Consider the following 25,361-nt stretch of genomic DNA (forward strand, 5'->3'; position numbering starts at 1 on the left):
CCCGCGGTCACCGGTCCGACTCCTCTCGGGCGTGGCTTTCGAGCTCCGCCAGATGCAGCAGCGCCGGGAGGGCTGCTGCCAAGGCCTCGACCTCGTCACCGGTGAGTTCGTCGATCAACCGCGCGTACGCGTCGACGCCCGCCTGGCGCCGCGTCCGGACGTACGACGCGCCGGCCTCGGTCAGGCACACCAGCGTGACCCGCCTGTCGGACGGATCGCCCTTCCGCTCGACCAGCCCGGATTCCTCCAACACCCGGACCAGGACGGTCATCGCGGGCTGTGTGACGCCCTCGGTCACCGCCAGTTCGGTGATCCGTCGCGGGCCGGTCTTGTCCAGGGTGGCCAAGGTGGCGGCGGACGTCAGGCTCATGTCGCGGGGAAGGCGTCTCACGGCCCTGGTGGCCAGACCGTAGAGGGCTGACCCGATGGCATCGGAAGCGCCGTGCGCGGCGTCTCGGCGACTCATGCCTGAAGCATAGCGGCTTTATATGAATCCTTTATGCATCTCGATCAGGGTTGGGTGTTACTTCACTTGCAACGCGTTCGCGGCGGAGAGCCAACTGCGTCGAGGCCTCCAGGCGAGGCAGGCGGACGGCATGGCCCGAGCCGGTGATGCCACGACGGCCATCGCCCTTCGGCGGGACTCGACCACGGCAACTCCACGTACCCGGTGGAGTGCTGAGGGGCCGTCATCGTCCGGGCGGCAGAGGGCGAGGGCCGAATCCTCGGCGATCGATATGCGGCGGGACCACCGGTGACCCGCACGGCGACCTGGAGCTGGGCCGTGGGGGAGACGGTCTGTGCCCCTGAAGGATGCGGTCAGCCTTGGATGTTCAGGTCGTTGCGGTCGAGTGCTGTCCGGATCTGGCCGAGCCACTCCGTGCCCAGGCGGCGTCCGTCGGGGAGTTGGTCGTCTCGGTCCCAGCGCCACGCCGTGATCATCGCCAGCACGAGGAACCGGCACTCGCGCAGCAGGTCTCGATCGACGCCCGGGCAGTGCTCGCCGACTTCCTCCGGGGCGTGGGCGAGGTCGAATTCGACGGGCCCGCGGCAGCACGTCTCGAGGTCGATGAGCAGCAGCCCGCCCTTCGTGGTGAGCACGTTGCCCGGGTGCGGCTCGCCGTGCAGCAGTTGCTCGGCGCCGGCGCGCTCGCCGATCGCTCGTCCCAGGCCTCGCAACGTGTCGCCGAGCAGCTCCCGGTCCGCGTCGGCGAGCGCCGGGGTCCGGTCGCGGTTCGCGACGAGTTGCTGGGCCTGCTCGACTCGATCCGTGAAGTGCGGCGTCGGGACATCGAGTGTGCGCATGCCGGCATGCAGCCGCCCGAGCGCGTGGGCGTAGTCGGCCGGTGGGACCTGCCGGGGTGGCACGGGCTCGTAGTAGGTCCACAGCGTGACCGCGAAGCCGTCACGCTCGTGGACGCGTGGCTCCACTCGGGGCTCGAGAGCGGCCACGGGGCACCCGGCTTCGGCGAGCCGCTGGGCCAGATCGACTTCGAACCGTGCGACCTGATGCGCTACCGGTGCCACCCGGGCCAGGACGTCACAGGGCAGCAGACGCAGAGTGAGCTTGTTCGAGTCATGCAGAACGATCGCGTCGTCGACGGTCAGGCCAAGTGACGATGCGGTGGACATCGCCGCTGCCACCGCACGCGGGACTTCTGACGCCTGCATCGCCGGCCGGCCCCTCTCCCTCGAGTACTGCCAAGAATTTCCGGGCCGTGCAATCTGCGCGCACCCTACCAAGTCGTCGACGGAGGGCCGCAGTAGTGCGATCCCCTCGATGTGTGTGCCGTATCACGCCCTTTGGGTGCCACCCAAGTTGTGTGGGTCACAGCGGAAATGTCCCTTTAGCGTCCATGCTCGATCGGGACAGCGGCTCCCGAAGCGGAGCCCGTCGGCATGGGCGCGAAGTTCCTAAGTGGCCCATGACGCAGCCCTCGTGACGTTCCTCCACGTTCCCCTGGAAAGGTGCCCATCATGGCCGCTTACCTCTGTCCTCCCGCCGTGATACACGGTGAGCACGCCGTGGAGACCAGCCAGATCGCGGCGGAGGTGCGCGACCGGCACCCGCACGCGGCGTGGGCGCCGCGGATCGACGGCATCGCGGCCAGCACGGGCATAGAGACCCGCGGGTGGATGCTGCCGCTGGAGACCGCCGTCGCGCCCGGCGACGGCGGCGGACTGGGGGCTGTCGGCACCGGGCCCGCCCAAGAGGCGCTGGCGCGCGGCGGGTTCACCCAGCAGGACGTCGACCGCGTGATCGCCGCCCTCGAGGCGATACCCGCGCCGCAGACCGTCCAGGAGCGCACCGCCCCCGCCTGGGAGGCCGTGCAGTCCTATGGGGAGCGTGCGGCGCGCGGGGCCCTGCAGATCGCCGGTCTGGACGCCGCGGACGTCGACTGCCTGATCACCAGTCACTCCACCACCCCGGCGCTGCCGGGTCTGGACATCGCCCTGACCAACAGGCTTCCGCTCCGCGACGACGTGATGCTGCTGCCGGCCACGCAGTGGGCCTGCGTCGCGGGGACCCGCTCCCTCGCCCTGGCGGCGGATCTCGTGGCCGCGGACCCCGACCGGGTGGTCCTGGTCGTGATCGCGGAGGCGCTGAGCACGACCTACCAGCCCGCGGACGACACCCTCGAGTCCCTGATCGTCCGGTTGCTGTTCGCGGACACCGCCGTCGCCATGGTGGTCACGGGCCGTCCGAGGCCGGAGTCGGTGCTGCGCCTGGACGCCGCCTGGCACCACACCCTGCCCGGCACCCAGGACCTGCACCGCCTGGAAACACGGGCGGACGGCGCCCACTTCGTGATGGACCGGCGCGGGCCGCGCGCCGTGCAGGAGACGGTCACCGCGATGTGGGAGTGGCTGCGCCTGCGTTACCAGGACGCCCCCGACTCCTGGCACCCCGACGTGCTGCTCGCGCACCCCGGCGGGACCCGGGTGCTGGAGTACATGGAGCAGACGATGCCCGACGCGTGGCCGTCGGGGCTGCTGGACTACAGCCGGGACAGCTACACCAGCGGCAACCGCGGCGGCGCCGCCGTCTTCGACATCATGAGGCGGGCGCACGACGCCGGGCAGAAGTCGGGAAGCCGCGCCGTGCTGTACGCGGCGGCGCCGGGCCTCACCGCCACCGCCCTCGAAGGGGAGTGGCTGTAGTACGGGCCCGCGCCACCCGGTCGGTCAGACGGGCCGCCCGCATCACGGGTCGCACCCCCGGTCACCCGCCTGAGCGGGCCGTGCCCGGCCCGGCAGCCGCTTCACCTCGCGCCGCTCATTCCGCGCCGCTTCACCTCGCGACCTCCGCCCAGACCACCTTGCCGGGGTCCGTCCACCGCACCCCCCACCGGGTGGTGAGCCGGTGTACGACGTGCAGGCCGCGCCCGCCGTCGTCGAGGAGGCCGCCCCGGCTCAGACGCGGCCTGCCGTTGCCGGTGTCGCCCACCTCGCACAGCAGGCTGTGACCGGCCCTGATCAGCCGTACCGTGATGGGTCCGGCGGCGAAGCGCACCGCGTTCGTGACCAGTTCGCTGACCAGCAGCGGTACGTCGTCCCGGGTGTCGTCCCTGGTGTCCCACCGCCGCAGCAGCGCGGAGACGTGCGCGCGGGCACGGGCGGGCGCGTCGTCGCGGGCGGGCAGCCGCCAGGTCGCGGTGTCCTCCTTGCGGTAGCCGATCATGCGCACGAGCAGCAGGGTCACGTCGTCGCGCTGGCGCACGGGCGCCAGCACGGAGACGACGTGTCGTGCGGCCTGCTGCAGGGCGTCCCAGGGGTGCACCGTGGACAAGGCGCCCGACAGCCTGCTGATCCCCTCGTCGATCGACAGGGCCGGATCCTCCACCAGGCCGTCGGTGTAGAGGGCGAGCAGCGAGCCCGGGGGCGCGGCGAACGTGTACACCTCGAACGGCTCCCGCAGCGCGAACTCGGCGCCCAGGCCGGGGTGCGGGCTGACCGCGAGGGGACCCGCCCGGCCGTCCGGAAGCACCAGGACCGGGGGGAGGTGGCCGGCGCTGGAGAGCGTCACGTGGTGGCTGACCGGATCGTAGAGGGCGATGCAGCAGGTGGAGCCGAGGGCGCTGTAGCCGGCCGCCAGCCCGGACTCCGCGTCGTCCAGCAGCGTCACGGTCTCGTCCAGGTGCTCCAGCACCTCGTCGGGGGCCAGCCCCGCGGACAGCAGTGCGCGGGCCTCCATGCTGAGCTGGCCCATGGTCGCCGCGGCTCCCAGGCCGTGCCCGACGACGTCACCGACCACCAGTGCGGTACGGCCGTCCGGCAGCGGAAAACTGTTCACCCAGTCGCCGCCGACGCCCGCGCTGTCGGGGGTGGCGGGTTGGTAGACGCTGGCGATGTCGAGGGTGTGGCCGCCTGTCCGGGGCAGCAGCCGGCGCTGCAACGCCAGCACCTGGGTGTGCTCGCGCTGGTGCTGGCGGGCCAGGTCGACGTGATGGGCGGTCCTGGCCACCAGTTCCTGCAGGTCGAACAACTCGCTGTCGCGGAAGGGGTAGTCCGCCCGCCGCCAGACCTCCGCCACGCCCAGCACGACGGGCGGCACACTGTCCAGGACCAGCGGTATGCACGCCACACTCGCCGACCGGTCGCCGGGCACCAGGGCGCGGATCACTCGCGGACTGCCGAGCAGCCGCTCGACCGCCTCCCGGTCCGGTACGACGATGGCCTGCGGGGCGTCGTCGCGCCGTACCGCCTGTGCCAGCAGCCGACTCGCGTCGCTCGGAAGGTCGTCGCCCGGAGTCACGTACCCCTCCGGCCACACCCGGTCCGGCACCAGGGCCGCCCGCCGCAGCCGGATGCGCCCCTGCGCCTGCTCGGTGACTCCCTCGCCCGTCCACACGGCGAAGTCGAGGTCGATGGCGGCCACGTCCCCCCAGGCCAGCAGGGACTCCGCCAGCGACTGCGCGGTCTCGCCGATGTCCAGCGAGGTGCCGATGGCGGTCTCGGCGGCGTAGAGGTGCAGTCGCCTGGCCATGGCGATCAGGGAGACGGTCAGGCCCTCCGAAGGCGCCGCGGCGGGCAGGATGCTCATCGAGACCACCAGCTCCGACCCGTCGCCGCGGCGCAGGCGCTGGATCCGGGCGACGTGCGCCTCACCGATCTCCAGGACCTGCCGCAACCGCCGGGTGACCGTCGGTACGTCCCCGGGGGGCAGGAAATCGGCGAAAGGACTCCCGGTCACGGCGTCCAGACCCGCGAACACGGCGGCGTCCAGATTGCAGCGGGTGATCCTCAGGTCCCGGTCCAGGTTGACCACGCCGAGAATCTGATCGTGCCGGTCCGCTGCCGGTTCGTCGGGTACGCGTCGGCGGGCGGTGCGGTCGCCCTGCGCGGGGGAGGGACCGGTGGCCGCTGCCGATCCGCCGCGCGGGATGTAGCGCCCCAAGGCGCTGCTGACCAGGTCGAACGGCGATGAGGACGAGGACGAGGGCGTGGAGTCCATGCGGCTCTCTCGGCAATCCCCGGCGCAGCGCCGGGGTCGTTACTCGGACCCGTGCGACGGGGCCCCGAGATCCCTGATCGCACACCTCATTGAATAACACCGGGGGGCGCCTCGCCCACACCAGCCGGTCGCGCGGCCCGGCCACGCGGCCGACGCGCGATTGTCAGTGCCGGGTGTCACGCTGAGATGAACCAGGACCTGCGAAGGGAACAGCCGTGATCACGACCGACCTCTCTCCCGGCTCCCCCTGCTGGCTCGACCTCGGTGCGCCCGATGTCCGGGCCGCCGCGGCGTTCTACGGCGCGGTGCTCGGCTGGGACTACGAGCCCATGGGCGGAGGCGAGAACGGGGGCGGGGACATGGAGGGCGGGATGTTCCAGAAAGACGGCAAGACCGTCGCCGGCCTGGGCAAACTGTCCGAGGAAGGCGCTCGCTCGGCCTGGATGATCTATTACTGCGTCACCGACGCGGATGCCGCCACCCAGGCCGTGGAGGGCGCGGGCGGCGAGGTCAGGGTGCCCCCGAGAGACCTCGGCGAGTGGGGGCGGATGGCGCAGTACACCGATCCGTCGGGCGGCCAGTTCGCGGTCTGGCAGCCGGGGAAGAACGCGGGCTTCGAGCTGGCCGACGTGCCCGGTTCGCTGTCCTGGACCGAGCTGTACACGAGCGACGCCGCGGCCGCGAAGGAGTTCTACGGCGCGGTCTTCGGCTGGCAGTACGGCGACATGGAAATGCCGGGCGACGGGGGCGCGTACACCCTCATCACCCCGGCCGGGCTTCCCGAGGAACGTATGCAGGGCGGCCTGCTGCAGCTCCACGAGGAGGACCTCGCCCTGGCCGGCGGGCGGGCGTACTGGCATCCGGTGTTCGCCGTCGCCGACTGCGACGCCGCGGTCGCCGCGGTCGCCGGGAACGGCGGCAGCGTGCAGATGGGACCGGTGGACGCGGAGGGCGTCGGGCGGCTCGCCGTCTGCCTCGATCAGTCCGGCGCCGACTTCGTGGTGCTCACCCCGTCCTCCCCGAGCTGAGCGCTCCCGCTCGAAGGGGGCTCCCGCTCACAGGGTCAGTACCGAGTCCTGAACAGCGCCCGGTCGCCCGGGAACCGGCCCGTCATGGCCGCCGCCGCGAGTCGGTCCGCGAGGCGCCCTTGGGCCGCGTACTCCCGGTCGTCCTCGGTGGCGGGCCGCGCCTCTTCGGCGACGGCCTGCCCGCGGGGCGGTGGACGCTCGTCGGCCGGAGCGCCGGAGCGCCGGAGCGCCGGCGAGCACGGCACTCCGGACCTCGTCCACGACCGGGTCCGCTGAGTTCAGGGGTGGGCCGGGCGGTTGCCCCAGTCGAGGCGGAGCACGGCGAGGTCGTCGGAGTGCCGTCCGGCGTTCAGCTCGTGGGTCTCCTTGATGAGGAGGTCGACGTGGGTGGCCGGGTCCGCCGACGGCAGGTTCCCGATCAGCGCGAGCAGTCCCTCGACGCCGAGCCGTTCGCTCGTCGCCCCGTTGTGGCCCTCGGTGAGGCCGTCGGTGTAGAGGGTCAGGGCCCCTGTGGCCGGGAGCGGTACGACGGTGGAGGGCCAGCTGCGCAGCCCGGGGACGATGCCCAGGGCGATGCCGTGCGCGGCGGCCAGCTCCCGGGTTCCCTCGGCCGTGGTGAGGAGGGGCTCGTGATGGCCGGCGAGGTGGAGGGTCGCGGTGGCGGCGTCCTGGTCGAGGGTGAGGAGGGTGCAGGTGGCGAACAGCTGCTGGCTGCCGCGTTCGGCGATCAGGATGCGTTCCATCAGATGCAGCAGGTCCTCGCCGCGGTGTCCGCCGAGCACGAGGGAACGCCAGGCGATGCGCAGACAGACGCCGAGTGCGGCGGCGTCGGGGCCGTGTCCGCTGACGTCGCCGACCACGGAGTGCAGCAGTCCGTCGTCTCCCTCCACCACGTCGAGGAAGTCCCCGCCCAGCAGCGCCATCGCGGCGCCGGGCAGATAGCGGGAGGTCACGCGCACGGTCGACGTGTCGAGCATCGGCTGGGGCAGCAGGCCGCGTTCCAGGCGGGCGTTCTCCTCGGCCCGCAGTCGGGTGGCCTGGGCTTCGGCGCTCGCGCGCTCGGTCTGGCTGCGGTAGACGGCGTAGCGCACCGTCCGGAGCAGCAGGTCCGCTTCGACCTTGCCCTTGACGAGGTAGTCCTGGGCTCCGGCGGCCATGGCGTCGGTGCCCGCCTGGGCCTCGGACAGCCCGGTCAGGACGATGACCGCGGTGTGCGGGGCCAGGCCCCGCACGGCGGCGACGGCGTCGATGCCCGACACGTCGGGCAGGTGCAGGTCGAGCAGGACGCAGTCGATCGGGGCGCCGGTCAGTGCGGTGCGGGCCTCGGCGAGGGTGGTGCGGGTCGTCAGTTCGAACCGCAGCCCCGTGTCGTGCAGGAGCTCCTCGACGAGCAGGGCGTCGCCCTTGTCGTCCTCGATCAGAAGGATGCGGTACGTCGGCTCGTCGGACGCCGCGTCGGGGCCGGCTGTCATGGCTGTGGTCATCGTGTCTGCTCGGTGCCGGAGCGGTCGGCTTCGGGGAGGGTGGACGGGCCGGGGCTCGCCGGCGGCTCGGGTGCGAGGGTGAAGACGATGCGTGTGCCGTCCCGGTAGTCGGTGTCGACGCTGATGGTGCCGCCGTGGAACTCGACGATCTTCTTGCACATCGCGAGGCCGATGCCGCTGCCGGAGTAGGTGTCCTTGGTGTGCAGCCGTTGGAAGATCACGAAGACCTTGTCGGCGTATTCCGGTGCGATGCCTATGCCGTTGTCGGTGACGGTGAACCGCCACAGCTCGCCTTCCCGGGCCGCCGTGACCTGGATCCGCGGCGCTTCGCCGGGCCGGCGGAACTTGACGGCGTTGCCGATCAGGTTCTGCCAGAGCATGCCCATCTGGGTGGGGTCGGCGACCAGGGTCGGCAGCGGATCGTGGGTGACCGCCGCTCCGGCTTCCTCGATGCCGACGCTCAGCGCGGACAGGGTCCGCTCCAGCACCGTGTCCAGGTCGACGCTCTGGTGGGTGTTGTGCATCCGTCCGACCCGGGAGAAGTCGAGCAGGTCGTTGATGAGGACCTGCATGCGGTTCGCCCCGTCGACCGCGAAGTCGATGTACTGGTCGGCCCGGGCGTCGAGTTGCCCTCCGTAACGCCGCTGGAGGAGCTGGGTGAAGCTGGAGACCTTGCGCAGCGGCTCCTGGAGGTCGTGGGAGGCCACGTAGGCGAACTGCTCCAGCTCCGCGTTGGAACGCTGAAGGTCCGCGGCCTGCGCGTCGAGACGCTGACGCGCCTCCTCGCTGAAGGCCAGTTCGCGTACGAGACGGCGGCGCATGAACTCGATCTCACCGCTGAGGCGTCGCAGGTCGGCGGGGCCGGTCGGGGTGATGGCGTGGTCGAAGTCGCCGTCGGCGATGGTGCGGGCGTCCGCGCCGAGCCGGTCCAGCGGCCGGGTGATACCGCGGCGCAGTCCTTCGAAGACGAAAGCGGTGAGGACGAGGACGAGGATCGCGGCGGCGCCGAACACCGCGTTGCGCAGGGCCATCGTGGACATCAGGTCGTCCCTGGCCCGGCCGCGGTCCGCACGCAGCCGATCCTGCTGTTCGCTCAGGGCGGTGCGTACCTCGTCGAAGGCCTTCTTGCCCTCCGCCGCCCGTTCGGCGGCCAGCGGCGAGGGCGAGCCGGCCGGCGAGGCGGCGATCGGCCGCGCGATCCTCTCCTGCCACGTGGCCACGGCGTCCTGCACGGCCTTCAGGTCGTCCAGTCGGGCCCGGTCGCCGGCCAGCAGTTCGGTGAGCTGCGCGGTGTTCGTCTTCTGCTCGGCGAGGCCCTCCTGATAGGGGGTGATGAAGTCCGTCGCGCCCGTGATGCCGTAGCCGCGGATTCCGGTCTCCTGGTCGAGCAGGGCCGATTCCAGCCGGATCGCCGTGGTCAGCGCGGGAGACCGCACGTCCACGAGGTCCTTGCTGATCGACTCGGTCCGTGCCAGGACCCATGCTCCCGTGACACCGAGGAGAGCCAGAACCGCCATGGAAGCGGCCGCCCCCACGCGAAGCCAACGCCGGGTCGTCCACGTGGAAAGCCACCGCGTCCGCGGTGGTCTCTCACTGCCGGTCATTCTGTGGACTCCTCGCTGCGAACATTTGCCCTAAGACAACGGTCGGCACACTCTAGACGGCGACAACGCTTGTTGTCGCGACCTGCCCCCGGACCATAGAGTGCCAGGTATGCCAGGCAAGAACTTCGATCTGCGGACAACTCCGCAGGAGACGGCCGTCATCGCGGACGCCGCGGTCGGCAACCTTGCCCAGCGCCTCGCCCACCGGCTGCTGGAAGGCCCCCCGCACCCGGCACCGGACGACCCGGGACAGGCTCTGGCCCTGCTCCACGTACTGGATCAGCTCCAGCAGGCCGCTGAACGGCTCCAGCGGGAAGCAGCCGTGGCTGCCGCCCGCGCGGGAGCGGGCTACCCGCAGCTCGGCGCCGCCTGCGGCATGACCCGTCAAGGCGCCCGGCGCCGCTGGCCGGGCCTCTATCACCACTCTGACGAGACACCCACGGAGCATCCGATGATGACCACCCCCGCCCGCCCGTTCGACGTCCTGCTCGTCGAGGACGACGTCGCCGACGCGATGCTCATCGAGGAAGCCCTCTCCGAGCGCGGAGCCCGCAACCTGGTCCAGGTCACCGACGGAGTCGCCGCGCTGGAACACCTGCGCACCCCGGGCAACCCGCGGCCCGACCTCATCGTCCTCGACCTGAACATGCCGCGCATGAACGGCCGTGAGCTGCTGAAGGTCCTGAAGAACGACGAAGACCTGCAGACCATCCCCGTGGTCGTCCTCACGACGTCCACCGCCCCCGGCGACGTGACCGACGCATACAGCAGCCACGCCAACGCCTATGTGACCAAGCCCGTCAACCTGGACGAGTTCGAGCGGGCCGTCCAGAGCATCGACGCCTTCTACCTCGACACCGCCGCCCGGCCCCGCCCCTGAGGCACGAACGCCGGCCGACCGGAATCCGGCGTGCGGCCGGCCGGCGTGATGGTGTGTGATCGGGGGTGTGGCGATGGTGCTGGGCGAGCCGGGAGTCGACGGGCTGGACGAGGCCGTGGGCGTGCTGCGCGCGTGGCAGGACGACGGGACACCGACGCAACTGCATCCGGGGGACCTCGGCTGGTACTGGCGGTTCGGCGCGGAGGCGACGGCCGAGGCGGTCCGGACCTGGAGCCGGGACGGACGGATCCTCGCCGTCGGGCTGCTGGACGGACCCGGGCTGTTGCGGTTGACGATCGCCCCGGACGCCCGACGGGACGAGGAGCTGGCACGGCAGCTCCTCGACGACGTGACCGCGCCGGAGCGCGGCGTACTGGCAGCGGGCAGGGCGTCCGTCGAGGCGCCGGTGGGCGCACTGCTGCACGATCTGCTGTTCGAGGACGGCTGGAACGCCGACGAGCCGTGGACGCCGCTGCGCCGTGACCTCACACAGCCGGTGGCGGACCCCGGCGTGCGGATCGAGGTGACCGGCCCGGCGCGGGCGCGGGCGCGGGCCGCCGTACAACGGGCGTCGTTCGACGGATCGACGTTCACGGACGAGCACTGGCACGCGATGGCGGCCGGATCGCCGTACGCCGACGCCAGGTGCCTGGTCGCGTACGACGCCCGGGGCGACGCGGTGGCGGCGGTGACGGTGTGGTCGGCGGGTCCGGGGAAGCCCGGACTGCTGGAGCCGATGGGCGTGCACCGGGAACATCGCGGCCGCGGCCACGGCAGGGCGATCACGGTCGCCGCGGCGGCCGCACTCCAGGAGCTCGGCTCGTCGAGCGCGATCGTCTGCACCCCGAGCTCGAACGTCGGCGCCGTCGCCACCTACGAGTCGGCCGGTTTCGGGCGACTCCCCGAGATCCGGGATCTGTACCGGGACGCCTGAGCCGCCTCTCGACACCACGGCTCCCGGCCCCGGTCGGCAGCCGTCACGGCGCAGACAGGGCGGGACGCCACGGCGACTCCGATGACGAGCAGCCCGACCACCCGTCGACGGCGTCGAGGCGACGGAAACTTTCGGTACCCGGCGGAGAAATTGACAGCGGGCAGTGCGCCGCGCCTACTCGTTCATGGTCGTCCAGCTCCGCCGGCGCCTCCGGCACGGCACACCAGTGAGAGGACTCGATGAGGGTGTCGAGCAAGCCCGAGAAGCCCGAGACCGTCGACAACCCGGTGATTCCGGGCTTCCATGCCGATCCGTCCGTCTGCCGGGTCGGCGAGGACTACTACCTGGCCTGCTCCAGCTTCGAGTACTTCCCCGGGGTGCCCGTCTTCCACAGCCGGGACCTGGTGCACTGGACGCAGATCGGCAACGCGCTCGACCGGCCGAGTCAGCTGCGCCTGCCGCTCGACACCCCGTCCTCGGGCGGTGTCTACGCTCCCACCCTCCGCCACCACGACGGCCGCTTCTGGCTGATCGTCACGAACGTGAGTGGGGACGGCAATCTGCTGTTCACGGCCACCGACCCGGCCGGCCCCTGGTCCGATCCCGTCCGGCTGCCCGGCGTGCACGGCATCGACCCGGACCTCGCCTGGGACGAGGACGGAAACTGCTGGTGCACCACCGCCGGGGTCGGACAGGTCCGCATCGATCCCCGGACCGGGGAGACGCTCGGCCCGCAGCGCCGGCTCTGGTCCGGCAGCCCCGGCGCCAAGGCGCCGGAAGCACCCCATCTCTACCGGATCGGCGACTACTGGTACCTGCTCATCGCCGAGGGCGGCACCGAGCGCTGCCACAGCGTCTCGATCGCCCGTGGGCGCACACCCACGGGCCCGTTCGAGCCGTGCCCGGCCAACCCGATCCTGACCCACCGGGGCACCGACCACCCGGTCCAGAACACCGGCCATGCGGACCTGGTGCAGGCACCCGACGACTCGTGGTGGATGGTGCTGCTCGGCGTGCGGCCGGGTGGCGGCACCCCGGGGTGGCACGTACGGGGCCGGGAGACGTTCCTGGTGCCGGTCGACTGGGTGGACGGCTGGCCGGTCGTCGGCGAACTGTCGACCTCGATGCCCGCACCCCCGTGGCCGTTGCGGCCGACGGCCGCCGTGCCGGCCCGGGACGACTTCGAGCTCAGTGAACTCGCCCCGTTCTGGGTCTCGTTGCGGCACCGGCCGCCGGAGGTGTGCACGACGAAGGAGAAGCCCGGCTGGCTCACGCTGCGGGCCCGCGGCGGATCGCTCGACGAGACCGACGCGACCTTCCTCGGACGGCGGCAGCAACACGGCTCATGCCGGGTGCGGGCCCTCGTCGACGCGGCGGACGGTCGCGGGGGCCTCGCGGTCCGCCTCGACGAACAGCATCACTACGACATCGAGACCTCGTCCGGTGAGGTACGGGTGAGCGCCCGCATCGGGCCGCTGAAGACGGTGGTCGCGTCCCGGCCTGCGCCGCCCGGACCTGTGGTCCTCCGCGTCGAGGTGGCCGCCGTGCACGCCGTGAACGACGCCCGCACCGGGCCGGACACCGTCACGCTCGGCATCGAGGAGCCGGACGGCACCTTCGTCGGGCTGGCCTCCCTGGACGGCCGGTACCTCTCCACGGAGGTCGCCGGCGGCTTCACCGGCCGGGTGATCGGCATGTTCGCGGGCGGCGGCTCCGTCCACTTCGACTGGTTCGCGTACGAGCCGGCCGATCGCTGACCCGGTTCGTCTTCGTCGGCCGCTCGCCGCGTCGCGGACACGAGCGGCGCCGACAGGGCACCCGTCGTCAGGTCACGACCGCTGCCGGGGCGCGGGTCAGGGCAGCCGGGGGAGGAGGTCGCGCGCCGTGTGGCTGAGGATGCGGAGGTCCTCCGCGAACCGCTCACGGTCCGCCTCCGGCAGGGGGCGCACGAAGTACCGCTCGATGTTCTCCACGTGGATCAGGGAGGCCCGGACCGTCGTCTCCTCCCCCAGCGGGGTCAGCCGCACCAGCTTTCCGCGGCGGTCGGCGGCGGATTCCACCCGCGTCACGAGTCCCGCCGCCACCATGCGGTCCACCAGCCGGGTCGCCCCGCCCGTGGTGAGGACCTGCTCCTGGGCGATGGTCCGCATCGAGAGCCCGGGCTCGCCGGCCCGCCCGAGGATCAGCAGCACCTCGAACGTCAGATGGCTGATGCCGCACTCCTCCTCGAGCGCCCGTCCGAGGATGTACTCCAGTCGGTTGGCCGCCCCCTGGAGCCGTCCGAACGCCAGGATGAGTCCATGGCCGGCGGCATCCTTCGCCGTCCTGATGTCTGCCTGCTCGTCCAAGTCCGCGCCGCCTCTTCCGCCGTTCGGGCCACCACCGTACCGATCATGCCCGTACGGGGGTGCGGGAGGAGCCGAGACCGTCGTCGAAGGATCTCCGGCGTCGGAGACGTCCCGGGTTCGCGGCCTGTCAGACGGCGAGTCCGTGCAGGAGTGCGTCCGCGCCCAGAGGGACGGACAGCGCGCGTCCGGCGAGGTCGGCGGGGACCTCGGGGTGGGCGGGATTGATCCGGACGAGTCGGGCCCGAGGCGTGTGGCGCACCAGGTCCTCCATGGGCCGCCGGATCACGCCGGGGGTGTTGAAACCGGCGCCGATCTCCACGACGAGGAGGTTGCCGTCCGGGGGGTTCCGGTCGAGCCAGCGGGCCAGGCGGCGGCCGGCGGGCAGATGGGCGTCGTCGACGAACTCGGGGCCGACCCGGACGTTGGGGAAGACCTCCGCGCCGCAGTCGGGGCAGCTCGGCAGGGCCGCCTCGTCGCGCACGCGACCGCTCTCCCGGTCGTACGCCGCGAGGACCGTGTCGAGGAACGGCTTGCTGGACCAGGTCTCCCGCGTGCACGGCACGGTGCACTGGAGACGGCCGTAATCGCCCTGAGGGGTGAAGACGCGGTCCGCCGCGAAGCCGTTGCGGACGAACAGGGCGTCGACGTTGGACGTCATCACCCAGTGGTCGCGGTCGCCGACCAGCTCCCGCAGCCGCCGGTAGAGCGGGTTCGGGCCGGGGCCGTAGCGGATGTCGTCGATGTGGACGGCCCAGTAGCCCCACATCATGTCCTTCGGCAGGGGCACACCCAGCAGGTAGCGCGAGCGCAGGCCGAGCCGGTGCAGCGCGGGAAGCAGCTGCCGGAAGCGTTCGGCGTCGCCGTAGTCGTAGCCGGCGGCCGCGCTGAGACCGGCGCCGGCCGCGACCAGGATCCGGTCCGCCTCTCCCAGCCAGGCGCCGACCGTCTCGACCGCCTGTACCGCGGAGAGGGCGGAGAGGGCGGAGGGGGCGGAGAGCGGGGGGTTGCTCGTGGTGCTCACGGCTGCGGGGATCCTTCCTGCTTCATTGCCTTGCCTTTTTCGGTCACTCGGGGAGCCGCGTCCCATCGGGACGCCTCCAACGTACGAGGAGAAGAGGCTGTCATCGGGATAGACTTCTGACTGATGATGGCCAAAATCCGACAGGGATCCTCGCGTGAGATCCCCGAGGTCCCCTTCGCCGCGCCGGCCGGGACACCCGCCGGCGTCGAGGTCATGTCCCTGGCCGACCTGCGGGGGCGCGTACCGGAGCGCAGCCTCGCCCAGCCGCAGCGCCCCGACTTCCACCACCTGCTCGCCCTGACGTCGGGAGAGCTCCGGCACACGGTGGATTTCGCCGGTCATGTCCTGCGGCCGGGTTCCTGGCTGTGGGTGCGCCCCGGACAGGTGCAGCAGTGGGGTGATCTCACCAGGGCCGAGGGCACCCTGATCCTCTTCCGGCAGGACTTCCTCGACGCGCCCACCGCGACGGCGGCCCGCGTCGACGACCCGCACGCGCCCGTGGTCAGCACCCCCGTCGCCGAGGACGCCGAGGCGCTGGACCTGGCGGTGGAGCACCTGAGCCGCGAGTTCGACGCACTCGGCCACCTGCCTCTGGACGTCCATCTGTCCGCCCTCCGCCATCTCCTGGCGGTCCTCGTGCTGCGGCTGGCCCACCTCACGGTCCCGGTCGGCAGCCCCGCGCCGGAGCCGGACGAGACATACCTGCGGTTCCGGGACGCGGTCGAGCGGCACTTCACGCGGAGCCGCCGAGTGGAGGACTACGCCCGGATGCTCGGCTACTCCGCGCGCACACTCTCCCGGGCTGCGCTGACCGTGTCCGGGCTCAGCGCCAAGGAGTTCGTGGACCGGCGGGTCGTCCTGGAGGCCAAGCGGCTGCTCGCGCACAGCGACCGGACCGCGGCTCAGGTCTCCGACCAGCTGGGCTTCGCCAACCCGTCCCAGTTCAGCAAGTACTTCCTGCACCGCGTCGGCCAGTCCCCGATCGACTTCCGCAACGTGGTCCGCGGCCGCGCCGAGGATCCCGGGCCGGAGTGAGGGTCAGGGATCAGGGCTGAGGGGCCAGGTCTGAGGGATCAGGGTGAGGGATCAGGGTTGAGGGGGCAAGTTTCCGTCGGGCTCGGCGTTCTGCCGGGGTGCGTCCTCGGGCCGGGTCCCTCGGGTGAGGGCACGAAGGTAGGCGGTCTCGTCGGCGTCCCCGTAGACGGTGAACACGACGCGGTCCAACCGGCCGGGGTGCTCGTCCAGCCAGTCGGCGACCGTGCGCAGGGCCACGAGGGCGGCCTCGTCCTTGGGATAACCGAAGACGCCCGTGCTCACCGCGCACAGGGCGAGGGTGCGGATCGTCCCGACCTCGGCCGCCAGGTCGAGACAGGCGCGGTAGGACGAGGCCAGTGCCCGGGCGTCACCGGGACCAGGCCGGCCGTCGACGATCGGGCCGACGGTGTGCAGGACGTGACGGGCGGGGAGATGGTAGCCGCGGGTGATCTTGGCGGTGCCGGTCGGCTCGGGGACGCCCTGCGACGTGACGAGGGTGTGGCAGTCGTCGCGCAGCCGGGGCCCGGCTGCGTGGTGGACGGCGTTGTCGATGCAGGCGTGCAGGGGACGGAAGCAGCCGAGCAGGGCGCTGTTGGCGGCGTTGACGACGGCGTCCGCCACGAGGGTGGTGATGTCGCCCCGCCAGAGCGCGGTGTGCCGGGCCGCCGGGAAGGCCGTGCCGGGGAACTCCTCGGCGATCGTGGGCAGTCGGCGCGCCGTGACGACAGGCCGCAGGTGGCGTTCCGCACCGAGGACCCGGTCCACGGCCTCCTCGGCGCCCTCGGGCAGGGGCCCGGGAGGACGGACGGTCAGTACGGCACGCAGGAGCCGGCGCGCGGTGGCCGCGTCGGCGTGCCCGGGATCCGGTGGAGAGCCGGCGCGCAGGCCCGTTCGTGACACGGCCCGGTCGGTGCCGAGCAGGCGCAGCGCCGTGCGCACGTACTCGTCCAGCCGATCGGCCGGGGCGGGGGCCGCGGACGGCCGGAAGGGTTCGTCCAGGGCGACGGCCTTGCGATAGGCGGCCAGCGGCAGCGCCGAGGGGTGGCCCTCGGTCCGGACACCGGGCTCGGCGCCGGTCCGGGCGGGGTCGCGGCGGAACCGCGGTCGCGCAGTGGTCATGGAAGAGCTCCGGGTGGGGCGGCGGAACGACGGGCGGGACAGCGGCGGGGGAGTGCTCGGGCCGGGACGGCGGCGGGGGAGTGCTCGCCAGGGCAGCGGCTGCGGCGTGCTCGGCCGGGACGGCGGCAGCGGAGGCCCGACCGCCGGCACGGGCGCGCCGACACGGGCGCGACGGCGCGCCCGTGCCGGCGGTCGGTGCGGGCCGCCGTCAGAACAGGCCGTTGGCGTGGGGGAGTTCGGCCGGTACGGGGGCGATGACGTCCCAGTGCTCGACGATCCTTCCGTCGGCGACGCGGAAGAGGTCGTAGTAGGCGACCGGCACCCCGAACTCGCCCTCGGACTGCACCAGGACGAGATCACCCTCGGCGAGGATCCGGTGGACCTTGGTGTAGACGAGGTTCTTGCCCTGCTCGGCCCACCGCGCGGCGGCCGCGCCGAAGCCGTCCAGCCCGTCGGCGGCCTCCGTGTTGTGCTGGTGGTACGTCTCGGTGGAGATGTAGTCGGTCAGGACCGAGTAGTCGGCCCCGACGAGCACCTTCTCCGCGAACTCCGTCACCAGGGCGCGGTTGGCGTCGGTCCGGTCGGCGTCGGTGCTCTCGGCCGGACCGTCGGTCTGGGAACGGCCCGACACGGTGTCCTTGACGTACGGGGTCAGGGCGTCCCAGTGCTCGGCGAGCCTGCCGTCGGCGACCCGGAAGACGTCGAAGCCGACGAGCGGTTCGGGACCGAAGCCGTGGTACGTGCCGTGCAGGGCGACCAGGTCGCCGTCGGCGATGACCCGGGCGCCCTCGTAGCGGAAGTCGGCGCCGAGGCCGGCGACCAGCCCACGCAGCGCCTCCGGACCGTCGGCCGCGAGGGAGCTGTGCTGCGTGTAGTCGGCGGCGACCCAGCGGTCCACGGCGGAGGGGTCCTTGTCGCCGAACAGTTCGGTGGCGGCCTGCAGGACCGTGTTCCTGGCGTTGCTCATGGCTGTCTTCCTTGTCGGCGGTTGCGCGGGTGGTGATGTGTTCAAACTAGGCCGACATGGAAGGGACGCTGTCACCTTTTGGCGACTTCAGATGGTCAAAAACTGACGCTCCTCCGGGTTCCGGCGCCACAGCATCGACCTGACGGAAGTGATGTCGGCGTCGGAGGCTTCCGGGCCCGGCGGGCGACGTCCTCTCCGGGAGCCGGTGGCGACGGGTGCCGGGGGTGACGTCGCTGTATTGAAACCGGCCACGAGGTCCCGCGGCGACCAGGCGCGCCCCCGGGCGCGTCGCGCCGGTGCGGGACGACGCCGAGGATCAGGCCCCGGGCCGGGTCGAGGCCGGCTCACGGTGGTTCCCGGTCGGCCTGCGGAGGTTCCCGACGAGGCCGCCGGCCGCGCCGAGCGACACCAGACCCATACCGACGGCGGTCGCCACGCCCTTCACGCCGTCCATGCTCAGGTAGCAGAAGGCGGCCACGCCGCCGTTGAACAGGAACAGGAACCACAGCGTCGACGACTTCGACAGGAACGCCTTGATCTTCGGCTTCTTCGCGATGCGCGACCCCGCCAGCAGCGAGACGGCGATCCCGGCGTAGGTGGCCGCGTTCTTCTGCGTGCCGTCGAGAACGGCGCCGGAGGCGGTGCTCGCGACGAGGCCGCCCACGAAGAACGACCAGAGCAGCAGGTTGGCGACGAACGACTTCACGGTGGCGAGCAGCGACTTCACGGGAGTTTCCTTCGGGCCGGGGTGCGTGGGTCTCTTGCGTTCTCTGACGACCACGATCCCGTCGTCCGCCCGCCGCCACGAGGGACCGGCCCCCCGAACCCATGGTGTAGCCCGCTACACCCCCCGGTGGCCCGGGGGCCGGGAATTCGGTGGCGCCCCGTGGGGTGAGCCGTTAACTTCCGCCTGAGCGCTGTGCGTTACGAGGCGCGACCGTGAGGGGAGCCACGCATGGAGACCGAGGGCGCGCGGCCCGGCCGTCTGGGTCCACTGCTCGACCAGTTCGACCAGGCCAGGGAGATGGCCCGGGTGCGGCTGACGGGGCTCGGCGACGAGGAGTACCTGTGGGAGCCGGCGCCCGGCTGCTGGTCGCTCCGGCGCCGGGGCGAGGCGGCGACGCCCAGGGCGTTCGGACCGGGCGAGTGGGTGCTCGACCTGGGCGCCGCGGACATCCCGGCGAACGAGTACGGCGAGGTCGCCCGGCAGGCCGCCGACGGAATGACCGTCGCCAAGATCGCCGAGGACTGGAGCGTGAGCGTCGAGCGGGTCGAGCAGATCCTCGCCCGCACCGGCGCCCCGGAGCCCGACGCGACGCCCATCACGACCATCGCGTGGCGGCTGGGGCACCTGCACTTCGAGTTCGCGGGCGCATGGGAGTGGACCTTCGGTGAACGGCGGCAGGACCCGAAGCTGATGGTCGACTTCACGCCGTCCGCCGCCCTGACCCTGGAGCGCTTCTGGGCGGTGATCGACCGCTGGCGGGACGGCGTCGCCGGTGTCACCGAGGAGCAGCTCGACACGGTCGGGTTCTCGCGGTACCCGTACAGCAACGACTCCGACTACCCGTACGTCGGCGTGCTGGCGTCGGCCAACCTCGAATTCATCCACCACATGGCCGAGATCGCGTTGCTGCGCGACCTGTGGCGGTCCCGGCTCAGCACATCCGGGTAGCGGTCGGGCGCCCGGCGCCCCGAGAGGGCGCCCGGGCGCCGTGACCTCATCGCGTCATGCCCTCATGCCCTCATGCCCTCGTGGCGTCATGCCCTCATGACCTCATCGCGTCATGCTCTTACGCCCTCATGGCTTCATGACCTCAGGTTCAGTACGAGACGCAGTGTGTCCGTGAGCACCGCGGTGGGCACGGACGGGTCGGCGACCCGCTGGATGCCCAGTCCGATGCCCAGGCTGAGCAGGGTCATCGCGGCCTGGTCGGCGGGCATGGCCAGGCCGGTCCCCAGTTCCTCGGCCAGCGCTTCGAGAAGCTGGGCCAGCACTTCGCGGACGGCTGTGGCACGCGCCGTGATCTCACGCCGGAGCTCGGCGTCATGACGGGCGCGGGTGAGGAACTCGACCTCGAGCGTGGTCCACGCCTCGTCGCCGATGTGCGCCTCGCCCCAGGCGGAGAAGGCCGCGAGACGGACGTCGAACCGGTCGTCGCCGACGACGGACTCCGTCAGCAGCCTCAGCTGTTCGGCGCGGATGTCGTCGATGGCGGCGAGGCACAGGTAGTCCTTGTTGCGGAAGTTCGAGTACACGGCTCCCTTGGAGAAACCGGCTGCTTCCGCGACGTCGCTGAGGGAGGTGGCGGCGTAGCCGTTGCGCAGGAAGAGGTCCCGCGCGGTGGTGACGAGCCGTTCACGAGTGCGTTCCTGGCTCTCGACGCGGCTGAGGCGGGCCATGTTTGTCGTTCCCTTGTCCGTCCCGTGCGGCTGTCCCGCGAACTTCTGAGGCTCTCGGATCCTATCCCCGTGGGGCCTGTTCGCCGATTTCAGATACCGCTAGTATCCGGATCTCGGCGGTATCGCAAAGGGGCGGAGACTGCATGACCACGACCGACAGGCGAGCGACACCTTCCCGAGGGCTGGTGCTGGGCTGCGGCGGAACACTCGGCGCGGCCTGGACGACCGGCGCCCTGCACTCGCTCCAGGAGGCCCTGCGATGGGATCCGCGCGAAGCGGACGTCCTGGTGGGCACCTCGGCCGGGGCCGAGGTGGCCGCCATGCTGGGGAGCGGCATCGGGGTGCGGGAGCTGCTGGCCGCACAGCTCGCGAGCGAGGACTCCCGTCCGGAACTGGCCCGCCACTTCGCGACACCGCCCCGGGGCCTGCCGCCACGACCCGCGGCCCTCCTCGGATCACCACGGCTGGCCCGCCGGGTCCTGGGCGGCGCCCTGCCCGCCCTGACCGGTCTGTCCGGCCTGTTGCCGCGGGGCCGGGGCGACGCCGGCCGGCTGGCGGCCGCCGCCGACCTCCTGGCACCGGACGGCACGTGGGTGGCCCATCCCGCGACCTGGCTGGTGGCGACCGACTTCGACACGGGCCGGCGCACCCCCTTCGGGCATCCCGACACCCCGCCGGTCGCCCTGCGGGACGCGCTCCGCGCGTCCTGGGCGGTCCCGGGCTGGTTTCCGCCGGTGCGCATCGGAGGCCGCCGCTACGCGGACGGCGGCATCAGCTCCCCGACCTCGGCCGACCTGCTGGTGCCGTGCGGGCTGGACGAGGTGTACGTCGTGGCGCCGATGAGCTCGCTCGTACCCGGGCGGCGCACCGGACTGGGCCGGGCCGAAGCGCTGCTGCGCCGCGTCATGACCCGCGTCCTGAGCGCCGAGTGCGCCGCGCTGAGCGCCGCGGGCACCCGCGTGGTCCGCATCGAGCCCACGGCCGCCGACCTGGCCGCGATGGGCGGCAACCTCATGGACCCGCGCCGCCGCCCGGCCGTGCTGGAGACCTCTCTGCGTACGACGCGGGCGCTGGTCCGTGAACGCCTGGAAGAGCCCGTGCCGTCACCCCGCCCGCGTACAGGAGCCTGACATGTCCCGACCCGACGGCACCACCGCGACCGTCACCCGCGAGACCCACGAGGTGGAGGCGCTCATCATCGGCAGCGGCCTGTCCGGCATCGGAGCGGCGGTCGCACTGCGCGAGGCCGGCCTGCGCGACCTCGTCCTCGTCGAGAAGGCGGACGAACTGGGCGGCACCTGGCGGGACAACACCTACCCGGGCTGCGCCTGCGACGTCCCCTCCGCCCTGTACTCCTACTCCTTCGCGCCCCACCCCGGGTGGACACGGGCCTTCGCCGCCCAGCCGGAGATCCGCGCCTATCTGCACCGTACGGCGGCCGCGTACGGGATCACCCCGCTCATCCGCTTCGGCACCGAGGTCGTCCGCGCCCGGTGGCACGCGGCCGAGGCGCGCTGGCACGTCGAGACCAGCCGCGACCGCTACCGTGCCCGCTTCCTCGTCTCGGCCGCGGGACCCTGGCACGAGCCGTCGGTTCCCGACATCCCGGGACTGGCGGACTTCTCCGGTGAGGTCTTCCACTCCTCGCGCTGGCGCCACGACCACGAACTGGCGGGCGCGCGCGTGGCCGTCGTCGGCAGTGGCGCGTCGGCTGTGCAGTTCGTGCCCGCCATCCAACCGCGGGTGGCCCGGCTGGACCTGTTCCAGCGGACCGCGCAATGGGTGCTTCCCAAGCCCGACCACCAGGTGCCGGGGGTCGAACGCCGGATCCTGCGACGGTTTCCGGCCGCCCAACGGGCCCTGCGGAACGCCGAGTACGCGGCGATGGAGACCCTGGGGCTCGGTTTCCGGCATCCGGCGCTCCTGCGGGCGGTGCAGAAGGTGGGCACCCTCCACCTCAGGGCGGCGGTGAAGGATCCACGGCTGCGCCGGGTGCTGACACCCGACTACACGCTCGGCTGCAAACGGCTGTTGCTGTCGAACGCGTACTACCCGGCGCTGACCCGGCCCAACGTCACCGTCCACGCCGCGGCGGTCGAGGCCGTCCGGGGCAACCGGGTCGTCGGCGCGGACGGCACGAGCGCCGACGTCGACACGATCATCCTGGGCACGGGGTTCCACATCCTGGACATGCCCATCGCCCGGCGGGTGTTCGACGCCGACGGCGCCAGCCTGGACGAGCACTGGAAGGGCAGTCCGGACGCCTATCTGGGCACCACCGTCAGCGGATTCCCCAACGCGTTCATTCTCCTGGGGCCGCATCTCGGCACCGGGCACTCCTCGGCCTTCACGATCCTCGAAGCCCAACTGGGGTATCTGGCGGGCGCGGTGCGGCACTTCCGCTCGGCCGGCTGGGCCGCCATGGACGTCCGGGCCGAAGTCCAGGCCGCCTTCGGCGCCGAGGTGCAGCATGCTCTGCCGCCCACCGTCTACAACTCGGGCGGCTGCTCGAGCTACTACCTCGACGACAACGGCCGCAACAGCTTCAGCTGGCCCTGGTCGACGGGCCGGATGCGCCGCCGACTGGCCGAGTTCGACCCGGAGGCGTACGACGTCACGCTCACGACCGGGGTCGGGCGCCCGGTCCCGGTCGGGCGGTGACCTCCCCGGGGGTGAGGGCGGAGTGCTCCGCGGAGCACTCGACGACGACGCGCAGCGGAGCGCCGCAGTCGGTGTGGCGCACGTCCAGCACGGGGCCCTCGGAGCCGAGGGTGTACGCCTCGCCCCACTGGCTCAGTGCCATCAGGACGGGCCACAGGTCCCAGCCCTTGCGGGTCAGGCGGTACTCGTTGCGCGGCCGGCTGCCCGGCTCCTGGTAGGGGACGGTCCTCAGGATGCCGGCCGCGGTCAGTTTGCGGAGCCGGTCGCTGAGGACGGCCTCCGACAGGCCGATATGGCGGTGGAAGTCGTCGAAGCGCCGGACTCCGTTGACGGCGTCACGCAGGATCAGCAGCGTCCATTTCTCCCCGACCACGTCGAGCGTGCGCTGGACGGGGCAGTTCTCCGTGCTCGCCTCAAGCCACTTCATGCCGCCATCGTAGGGCCCTGGCTTCGTCATTGACAGTCAGGTGAGGCGAAGGCTAGCTTCATCTGAAAAAGTCAGATGGAGGCGCTCGACCGTGGGACGAACACGTACGTATCAATGGGAAGATCCGGCGATCCTGGCGGACGCCGCCGGATGTATGGCCGGTCTCGACTTCCTCCGCGAACTTCAGGCGGGACGGCTGCCGGCACCGCCCGTCGCCGGCACCGTCGACTTCACCCTGGACGAGGTGGAGCCCGGCAGGGCCGTCTTCTCCCTGACGCCCGGTGAGGAGCACTACAACCCGATCGGCAGCGTCCACGGCGGCATCTTCGCCACCCTGCTCGACTCGGCGGCGGGCTGCGCCGTCCAGTCCACCCTCCCGCAGGGCATGGCCTACACCTCGCTCGACCTGACGGTGAAGTTCCTGCGGCGGATCACCGCGGACACGGGCACCGTCCGGGCCGTCGGCACGGTGGTCAGCGGCGGCCGTCAGACCGCCCTCGCCCAGGCGCAGTTGTTCGACGCGACGGACCGTCTGCTCGCCCACGCCACCAGCAGCTGCCTGCTCTTCCCGGTGCCTCGCCCCCAGGGGTGACCCGGCTCCGCGCGGAGCCGGGCCTCCGGCGAAACCGCCTCATGCCACGCTCGGCGCCGCGGCCAGCTGCTGCTTGACGTACCGGGTGGTCTCGTCGGCGAGGATCTCGGGGAGACCCTTCTCGAGGCCGGCGAGCGCCTGGGCGGCGACATCGACGGGGTCGGCCTTCTGTTCGGCGGGAACGGAGGCGGCCATGTCGGTGTCCATGTAGCCGACGTGCAGCGCGGACACGGTGATGCCGCGGGGCGCCAGCTCCTCCCGGGTCGCGTTCGTCAGCGCCCATGCGGCCGCCTTGGCCGCCGCGTAGGAGCCGAGGCCGGCCGGGTGCAGCCAGGAGAGCACGGACAGCACGTTGAGCACGGCGCCGCCGCCGTTGCGCTCGATGACCGGGGCGAAGGCGCGGGTCACGGCGAGCGGTCCGAAGAAGTTCGTCGCCATCTCCAGCCGCACCCCGTCCAGGCCGCCGGCGATGAGCTGGGTGCCGGTGGAGATGCCCGCGTTGTTCACCAGCAGCGTCGCGTCGGACGCCACGCGGGCCGCCGCCAGGATGGACTCCTCGTCCGTGATGTCCAGGCGGAGCGGGGTCGCGCCGGGCAGGTCGACGCTCTCCGGGCGGCGAGCGGCCGCGTACACCTTCGCGCCACGCGCCAGGAGCTGGCCGGCCAGCTCGCGCCCCAGTCCGCGGTTGGCGCCGGTGATCACTACGACGGCGTCCTTGAGTTCCATGTCTGCTCCCGGTGCTGTGGACCCCGGGCTGCGGGGTCGTCTTTAGATTACAACCGCAATCTAAACAGGAGCATAGAATAGATGACAACCGACATTCAACTGAGGAGGCCCGATGGGTCGTGTGTCACAGGCGCAGGCGCGGGAGAACCGTGAGCGGGTCGTGCGAACCGCCTCCCGGCTGTTTCGCGAGCAGGGCACCCACATCAGCGTCGCCGACCTGATGAAGGCGTCCGGACTGACCCACGGCGGCTTCTACAAGCAGTTCGCGTCCAAGGACGCGCTCATCGACGAAGCCACCGCCCACGCCTTCGGCGAACTCGCCGAGCGGCGCGATGCCGCCCTCGAACAGGGCGCCGGGCAGGGCCCCGCCGCCCAGCGGGCGCTGATCGACGCCTATCTGTCCGTCGAGCACCGCGACAACGCGGCGGACGGCTGTCCCACCGCCGCGCTCGCCCATGACATGGCTCGCGAACCCGGCGCCGACGGGGCGCATCGCGTCTACACCGAGGGGGTGCGGGACTTCGCCGGGTGGCTCGCCACCGACGACGAGGACGGCATCGCCCGGCTGTGCACGATGCTCGGCGCGCTCGTCCTGGCCCGGGCCACCAAGGACTCGCCCCTCTCCGAGGAGATCCTCGCCGCCGCGCGGGCGGCCCTGACGGAAGCGGGCTGACCCG

The 25,361-nt window shown here is 72.1% G+C and carries 25 protein-coding genes; 11 read left to right on the forward strand and 14 right to left on the reverse strand.

Translation table 11 applies throughout. From position 1 onward, the window contains the following. Positions 1-7 precede the first annotated feature (7 nt). Together ABT070_RS06770 and ABT070_RS06775 are read right to left on the reverse strand one after the other, a co-directional pair. Positions 8-466, reverse strand: coding sequence for a MarR family winged helix-turn-helix transcriptional regulator (locus ABT070_RS06770; protein WP_351755656.1), 459 nt, complete (start codon positions 464-466; stop codon positions 8-10). Between the two features lie 353 nt (positions 467-819). Further along, the gene (locus ABT070_RS06775; RefSeq protein ID WP_351755658.1) at positions 820-1,671 is read right to left on the reverse strand and encodes a phosphotransferase enzyme family protein; all 852 of its coding nucleotides are present in this window, start codon (positions 1,669-1,671) and stop codon (positions 820-822) included. Between the two features lie 306 nt (positions 1,672-1,977). Here ABT070_RS06775 and ABT070_RS06780 point away from each other — a divergent pair, with 306 nt between their 5' ends. Continuing rightward, a complete protein-coding gene (locus tag ABT070_RS06780; protein WP_351755661.1) occupies positions 1,978-3,162 on the forward strand; it encodes a type III polyketide synthase in 1,185 nt (394 codons plus the stop codon). 130 nt (positions 3,163-3,292) lie between these two features. On the opposite strand, the gene ABT070_RS06785 is transcribed toward ABT070_RS06780, so the two are convergent. Beyond that, a complete protein-coding gene (locus ABT070_RS06785) occupies positions 3,293-5,455 on the reverse strand; it encodes an ATP-binding SpoIIE family protein phosphatase (protein WP_351755664.1) in 2,163 nt (720 codons plus the stop codon). 215 nt (positions 5,456-5,670) lie between these two features. On the opposite strand from ABT070_RS06785, the gene ABT070_RS06790 reads away from it, so the two are divergent. Next, positions 5,671-6,483, forward strand: a complete 813-nt coding sequence (locus tag ABT070_RS06790; RefSeq protein WP_351755666.1) for a VOC family protein — start codon at positions 5,671-5,673, stop codon at positions 6,481-6,483. Between the two features lie 35 nt (positions 6,484-6,518). On the opposite strand, the gene ABT070_RS06795 is transcribed toward ABT070_RS06790, so the two are convergent. Genes ABT070_RS06795 through ABT070_RS06805 form a run of 3 tightly spaced genes read right to left on the reverse strand, consistent with a single transcriptional unit; the run spans position 6,519 to position 9,571 of the window. Continuing rightward, positions 6,519-6,728: a hypothetical protein gene (locus ABT070_RS06795; protein WP_351755668.1), complete on the reverse strand. Its 210-nt coding sequence runs from the start codon at positions 6,726-6,728 to the stop codon at positions 6,519-6,521. A gap of 33 nt (positions 6,729-6,761) precedes the next feature. After that, positions 6,762-7,967: a PP2C family protein-serine/threonine phosphatase gene (locus ABT070_RS06800; protein ID WP_351755671.1), complete on the reverse strand. Its 1,206-nt coding sequence runs from the start codon at positions 7,965-7,967 to the stop codon at positions 6,762-6,764. Continuing rightward, on the reverse strand, positions 7,964-9,571 hold the full coding sequence (locus ABT070_RS06805; protein ID WP_351755674.1) for a sensor histidine kinase: 1,608 nt from the start codon (positions 9,569-9,571) through the stop codon (positions 7,964-7,966). Before ABT070_RS06805 ends, ABT070_RS06800 begins: the two co-directional genes overlap by 4 nt. Positions 9,572-9,680: 109 nt before the next feature. On the opposite strand from ABT070_RS06805, the gene ABT070_RS06810 reads away from it, so the two are divergent. The 3 genes from ABT070_RS06810 (at position 9,681) to ABT070_RS06820 (ending at position 13,142) form a co-directional block, all read left to right on the forward strand. Then, complete coding sequence (locus tag ABT070_RS06810; protein WP_351755677.1) at positions 9,681-10,451, forward strand: response regulator; 771 nt, start codon at positions 9,681-9,683, stop codon at positions 10,449-10,451. 73 nt (positions 10,452-10,524) lie between these two features. Then, complete coding sequence (locus ABT070_RS06815; protein ID WP_351756010.1) at positions 10,525-11,385, forward strand: GNAT family N-acetyltransferase; 861 nt, start codon at positions 10,525-10,527, stop codon at positions 11,383-11,385. A 239-nt stretch (positions 11,386-11,624) separates the two neighbouring features. Beyond that, on the forward strand, positions 11,625-13,142 hold the full coding sequence (locus tag ABT070_RS06820) for a glycoside hydrolase family 43 protein (protein WP_351755680.1): 1,518 nt from the start codon (positions 11,625-11,627) through the stop codon (positions 13,140-13,142). A 96-nt stretch (positions 13,143-13,238) separates the two neighbouring features. On the opposite strand, the gene ABT070_RS06825 is transcribed toward ABT070_RS06820, so the two are convergent. Together ABT070_RS06825 and ABT070_RS06830 are read right to left on the reverse strand one after the other, a co-directional pair. Further along, positions 13,239-13,733 (reverse strand): MarR family winged helix-turn-helix transcriptional regulator, encoded by a 495-nt coding sequence (locus ABT070_RS06825; protein WP_351755683.1) that lies wholly within the window; start codon positions 13,731-13,733, stop codon positions 13,239-13,241. A 127-nt stretch (positions 13,734-13,860) separates the two neighbouring features. After that, positions 13,861-14,754 carry an SIR2 family NAD-dependent protein deacylase gene (locus ABT070_RS06830; RefSeq protein WP_351755686.1) on the reverse strand — a complete coding sequence of 298 codons (894 nt, stop codon included), beginning with the start codon at positions 14,752-14,754 and terminating at the stop codon, positions 13,861-13,863. Positions 14,755-14,877: 123 nt separating this feature from the next. Between ABT070_RS06830 and ABT070_RS06835 the strand changes: the two genes are divergently transcribed. Continuing rightward, positions 14,878-15,789, forward strand: coding sequence for a helix-turn-helix domain-containing protein (locus ABT070_RS06835; RefSeq protein WP_351755689.1), 912 nt, complete (start codon positions 14,878-14,880; stop codon positions 15,787-15,789). A 51-nt stretch (positions 15,790-15,840) separates the two neighbouring features. Here the strand turns inward: ABT070_RS06835 and ABT070_RS06840 are convergent, their stop codons facing one another. The 3 genes from ABT070_RS06840 to ABT070_RS06850 all read right to left on the reverse strand — a co-directional run bounded on the left by ABT070_RS06840 (position 15,841) and on the right by ABT070_RS06850 (position 18,602). After that, a complete protein-coding gene (locus ABT070_RS06840) occupies positions 15,841-16,908 on the reverse strand; it encodes a macro domain-containing protein (protein WP_351755692.1) in 1,068 nt (355 codons plus the stop codon). 208 nt (positions 16,909-17,116) lie between these two features. Continuing rightward, on the reverse strand, positions 17,117-17,875 hold the full coding sequence (locus ABT070_RS06845; RefSeq protein WP_351755695.1) for a nuclear transport factor 2 family protein: 759 nt from the start codon (positions 17,873-17,875) through the stop codon (positions 17,117-17,119). A 316-nt stretch (positions 17,876-18,191) separates the two neighbouring features. After that, entirely contained in the window at positions 18,192-18,602 is a 411-nt protein-coding gene (locus ABT070_RS06850) for a hypothetical protein (RefSeq protein ID WP_351755698.1), read from the reverse strand. A gap of 228 nt (positions 18,603-18,830) precedes the next feature. Between ABT070_RS06850 and ABT070_RS06855 the strand changes: the two genes are divergently transcribed. After that, the gene (locus tag ABT070_RS06855; RefSeq protein WP_351755701.1) at positions 18,831-19,550 is read left to right on the forward strand and encodes a DinB family protein; all 720 of its coding nucleotides are present in this window, start codon (positions 18,831-18,833) and stop codon (positions 19,548-19,550) included. 134 nt (positions 19,551-19,684) lie between these two features. Here ABT070_RS06855 and ABT070_RS06860 read toward each other — a convergent pair whose 3' ends face one another. Beyond that, positions 19,685-20,278, reverse strand: coding sequence for a TetR/AcrR family transcriptional regulator (locus ABT070_RS06860; protein ID WP_351755704.1), 594 nt, complete (start codon positions 20,276-20,278; stop codon positions 19,685-19,687). 143 nt (positions 20,279-20,421) lie between these two features. On the opposite strand from ABT070_RS06860, the gene ABT070_RS06865 reads away from it, so the two are divergent. Further along, a complete protein-coding gene (locus ABT070_RS06865) occupies positions 20,422-21,408 on the forward strand; it encodes a patatin-like phospholipase family protein (protein WP_351755707.1) in 987 nt (328 codons plus the stop codon). A gap of 1 nt (position 21,409) precedes the next feature. Next, positions 21,410-22,939, forward strand: coding sequence for a flavin-containing monooxygenase (locus ABT070_RS06870; RefSeq protein ID WP_351755710.1), 1,530 nt, complete (start codon positions 21,410-21,412; stop codon positions 22,937-22,939). Here the strand turns inward: ABT070_RS06870 and ABT070_RS06875 are convergent. After that, a complete protein-coding gene (locus tag ABT070_RS06875; RefSeq protein WP_351755713.1) occupies positions 22,899-23,366 on the reverse strand; it encodes a winged helix-turn-helix transcriptional regulator in 468 nt (155 codons plus the stop codon). The genes ABT070_RS06870 and ABT070_RS06875 overlap by 41 nt on opposite strands. Before the next feature lie 91 nt (positions 23,367-23,457). On the opposite strand from ABT070_RS06875, the gene ABT070_RS06880 reads away from it, so the two are divergent. Then, positions 23,458-23,958: a PaaI family thioesterase gene (locus tag ABT070_RS06880; RefSeq protein ID WP_351755716.1), complete on the forward strand. Its 501-nt coding sequence runs from the start codon at positions 23,458-23,460 to the stop codon at positions 23,956-23,958. A gap of 39 nt (positions 23,959-23,997) precedes the next feature. Here the strand turns inward: ABT070_RS06880 and ABT070_RS06885 are convergent, their stop codons facing one another. Next, positions 23,998-24,684, reverse strand: coding sequence for an SDR family oxidoreductase (locus ABT070_RS06885; protein WP_351755719.1), 687 nt, complete (start codon positions 24,682-24,684; stop codon positions 23,998-24,000). A gap of 112 nt (positions 24,685-24,796) precedes the next feature. Between ABT070_RS06885 and ABT070_RS06890 the strand changes: the two genes are divergently transcribed. Beyond that, positions 24,797-25,357 carry a TetR/AcrR family transcriptional regulator gene (locus ABT070_RS06890; protein WP_351755722.1) on the forward strand — a complete coding sequence of 187 codons (561 nt, stop codon included), beginning with the start codon at positions 24,797-24,799 and terminating at the stop codon, positions 25,355-25,357. Positions 25,358-25,361 lie beyond the last annotated feature (4 nt).

Source organism: Streptomyces sp. NPDC002884 (assembly GCF_040295245.1).
GTDB lineage: Bacteria > Actinomycetota > Actinomycetes > Streptomycetales > Streptomycetaceae > Streptomyces.